The organism is Xanthovirga aplysinae (assembly GCF_009711365.1).
Lineage (GTDB): Bacteria > Bacteroidota > Bacteroidia > Cytophagales > Cyclobacteriaceae > Xanthovirga > Xanthovirga aplysinae.
In genome coordinates this window covers 1-3,807 of record NZ_SMMB01000768.1, presented here as the reverse complement: position 1 = coordinate 3,807, position 3,807 = coordinate 1, and the positions used below count along the sequence as shown (strand labels likewise).

The following is a 3,807-nucleotide window of genomic DNA, read 5'->3' as shown; positions in this document are numbered from 1 at the left end:
GATTTTGAGCCTTCAAACATTGTCTGCAAAAATACAGACTCAACATTAATTATCAATTCAGGACTATAGGTAAGATCATTGGTTCTAATAGAACTCAATTCAACCTCAACACTAGCGCTAACATAAACTTCATCCTTTACCTTAAAGCCCAAAATATCTTTCGGTTTATAGGTAATTATTTCCCCATCTTCACCACTTTTAAAAAAAATCTCATCAGGATTGTAATCCCAATTTCTATAGTCAATAAAACCTTTCAAAGTGTCCCCCTCGATGGAAATCAAACTACCAGGCAAATAATTCTCCTGTCCATAGGAGCAATTTACTATTACTAAAAAATATACAAGGACTAAGATAAACTTTACGATTGGTTTATACATTTTAACAAAAATTTTGGTTAAGATATTGAGATAAAAAACAATATGAGGGCATCAAATAATTTACAAACTTAACCAAAGTCTCCAAAAATTGAAAGTAATAAAATTTCAAAAACTCTCTGTTAAGCAAATCAATTGTTATCTTTTTCCAATTTCCTCGTATTTTTCTAAGCTTTAAATAATACCCCTAAAGCATATCTTAATCTAAAGCAAGAAACCTAAGAAGCCCTTTGGACGATTAAGCAAAATAAAGCACTTTTTAACCCAATTCTAGAATAAAAACTTACATCTCCCAATAAACCTATTTCCCTCTTTAATTGCAGATTATTTTTATCTAAATAATATAAAGTTGAAATTGGAAAAGGGAAATAGAGTAGAAATAATCCATACTATAGAAATAGGTTTTCCCAAGCCTAACTGTTCATCTTTCAACACAAAACTGAACGATTTTGAACACTTTTCAACATCACTTATCACAAGAAACATTGATTCATAACACATTATTAATTTGGTGTATTTTTTGATATTTCAAAACAATATATCAAAAGTGTGATTTTTTTAAATTCTTGAGTCAGAATAAATACTGAAAGGGAACTAGGAGAGATTACACTAAAATAAATGTTCAATTTGAATTAAATGTAGATGCAAACACAAAAAACTTTTAAAAAACTTTCTATTTGCTTTACTGTATGTTCCCTGTTTCAGTTTAGTACAGTTCAGGCGCAATCAACTGTTACAGAAGAGCAGGAACTTCCAGGTAATACTTCCCTTCCGTCTTCCAAAGAAGAATTAGCTAAAATTGCAGCCTTGGAGGTGGGAAATTTTAAATACGAGGTAGAGGACTATTTTGAGAGACCTAAAACAAGCGGTTTCCAATTTTCTCCAGATGGGAAATATTTTTCATATAGAGAAAAAGATGAAAATGGGAAGCGTCATATTTTTGTAAAAAATACAGAGACTGGAAAGATTTCCAAAGCAATTGAAGAAGGAAAAGAGCTGATTCGTGATTACGGCTGGGCCAATAACAACCGGCTTTTATATTTAAAAGACGAGGGTGGTAACGAAAACTATCACTTATTTGCTGCTAACATCGATGGAGGTGATCAAAAAGCATTAACCCCATTTGATGGAGCAAGGGTCCAGTTAACCAATATGCTTAAGGATATACCTGATGAAGTCATCATTCAAATGAACAAGGATAATCCCCAGGTATTTGAACCCTACAAACTAAATATTGTAAGCGGGGATTTAAAAAAGCTTTATGAAAATACAGATATGACCAGTCCCATAATGGGCTATGATTTTGATAAAAATGGTACTCTTAGGGCGCTAACACGTCAAGTAAATGGGACAGAGTATGAATTACTCTATCGAATCTCAGAAGACAGCCCATTTGAGGTAGTTCAAAAAACGGATTGGAAAAGTACCTTTAGTATTATTGGCTTTGACTATGAAGGTTCGAACCCGCACCAGGCTTATGTGATAACCAATGTAGGGAGGGATAAAAAGGTCATTGCGAGCTATGACCTGAAGGAAAAGAAAGTGCTAGAAATCGTATTTGAAAATCCAACTTTTGATGTGGGGGGACTTTCTCGCTCAAGAAAAAGGAATTATGAAATTGACTATTTCCATTACGAAGGAGAAAAATCTCACATTGAACCTATTAGTGCTCATTATCAAAAACTGCATAAAAAATTCACTATAGAATTTAAAGGAAAGGAATTTAACATTGCGGACAATACGGATGATGAAAGCAAATACTTACTCTATGTAACGAGTGACAAACTTTATGGGGAATACTATACTTACGATGTCAGTAAGGATAAATTCACCAAAATCCTTAACCTGATGCCTCAATTAAAAGAGGGAGATATGGCGGAAATGAAATCTATAAAGTTTAAAACTAGAGATGGCCTTACTCTTTATGGGTATATTACCCTTCCTAAAGCAGTAAAAAAAGGAGAGAAAGTACCTTTGATTGTTAACCCTCATGGAGGTCCTTATGGAGTAAGAGATTCCTGGGGTTTTAACCCGGAGACCCAGCTTTTTGCGAGCCGTGGATATGCTACTTTACAGGTGAATTATAGAGGCTCAGGTGGATATGGAAAAGAAATTTTCTTAGCTGGAAGTAAACAAATTGGTAGAAAAATGCTCAATGACCTGGAAGATGCTGTAGCCTATGTTATAGAACAAGGATGGGTAGATAAAGACAAGAAAGCTATTTATGGAGGAAGTTACGGAGGTTTAGCTACTTTAGGAAGTTTAGTAAAAACCCCAGACCTTTACTCTTGTGGAATAGATTATGTTGGGGTATCTAACCTCTTCACTTTTGTAAATTCTTTCCCAGCTTATTGGAAACCCTTCATGAAACAGTTTTATGCGCAATGGTATGACTCAGAGAACCCGGAAGAAAAGAAAATAATGGAGGAAGTTTCTCCAGCGCTGAATACGGATAAAATCAGTAAACCTTTATTTGTTATTCAAGGTGCTAATGACCCAAGGGTAAACATTAATGAGTCTGATCAAATTGTAGAGACTCTTCGTGCAAAAGGATTTGATGTTCCATATATGGTTAAATATAACGAAGGGCATGGATTTGGGCATGAAGAAAATAGAATCGAACTTTATAAAACCATGATGGGCTTTTTGGCAAGACACCTCAAGGGAAAAACATTATAAAATAGAATATTTTAATAGAAAATGGCAGGGAAGACTCCTGCCATTTTATTTTCTCCCTTCAACTCAAGGGTTGATATTCCTCCACCTCATTTCTTTCAAATTCATTTAATTATTCTACTTGAGGCACAGCTACCTTTTTAGGTTGGTGGATATTAAATGACCATACGGGTCGATTGGCGTGATTTACCACATCTTCGGTAATGCTCCCTCCAAAGAAATGCATCAAACCTTTTCGGCCATGTGTTCCCAAGGCAATGAGATCGGCCCCAATTTCTTCAGCAAAAAATACGATCCCATCTTCTTCCACTACTTCATTATAGATATTTAAAGTATAATTTTCCAATCCATGCTTCTCAATAAGCCTTCTCATCTGTTTCTTTATATCCCGGTCACTCATAAAGTTATTTGGCGTATTCACCATTACTATATTTAATCTGGCATCAAAAATCTCCTGAAGTTTTTTCATTGCATCAATAACAGCCCCTTCATCTTTTCTTAAACTTGCCGCAAATGCTATTTCCTTTATTGAAGAAACATTTACCGGCTTTTTGATTGTAATCACAGGGCATTTAGCGTGGCGCACCACCTTCTCTGTATTTGACCCAACAAAAACTTCTTTTAAGCCAGTAACTCCTTTCGAACCCATCACCACTAAGTCAACCTGCTTTTCGGCAATTTGTGCTGAAATATGGCTATAGGGCCCTCCAAATTCTACCTTCCATGAAACTGCAACACCTTCAAACCTTGGTTCATT

At 35.1% G+C, this 3,807-nt stretch carries 3 protein-coding genes; 1 reads left to right on the top strand and 2 read right to left on the bottom strand.

The genetic code is table 11. The annotated features are described in order from the left end of the window. On the bottom strand, window positions 1–377 hold a 377-nt coding region (locus E1171_RS05390), incomplete at its 3' end, for a hypothetical protein (RefSeq protein ID WP_222931404.1). Between the two features lie 639 nt (window positions 378–1,016). Between E1171_RS05390 and E1171_RS05385 the strand changes: the two genes are divergently transcribed. Then, complete coding sequence (locus E1171_RS05385) at window positions 1,017–3,053, top strand: S9 family peptidase (protein ID WP_155204834.1); 2,037 nt, start codon at window positions 1,017–1,019, stop codon at window positions 3,051–3,053. A 109-nt stretch (window positions 3,054–3,162) separates the two neighbouring features. On the opposite strand, the gene E1171_RS05380 is transcribed toward E1171_RS05385, so the two are convergent. After that, window positions 3,163–3,807: universal stress protein (locus tag E1171_RS05380; protein WP_155204832.1), on the bottom strand; the 645-nt coding region annotated here is incomplete at its 5' end.

What these genes read in the sequence shown, in the direction of transcription:
- E1171_RS05385 (WP_155204834.1), top strand. Translation starts at nt 1,017, where the DNA reads ATGCAAACACAAAAAACTTTTAAAAAACTTTCTATTTGCTTTACTGTA.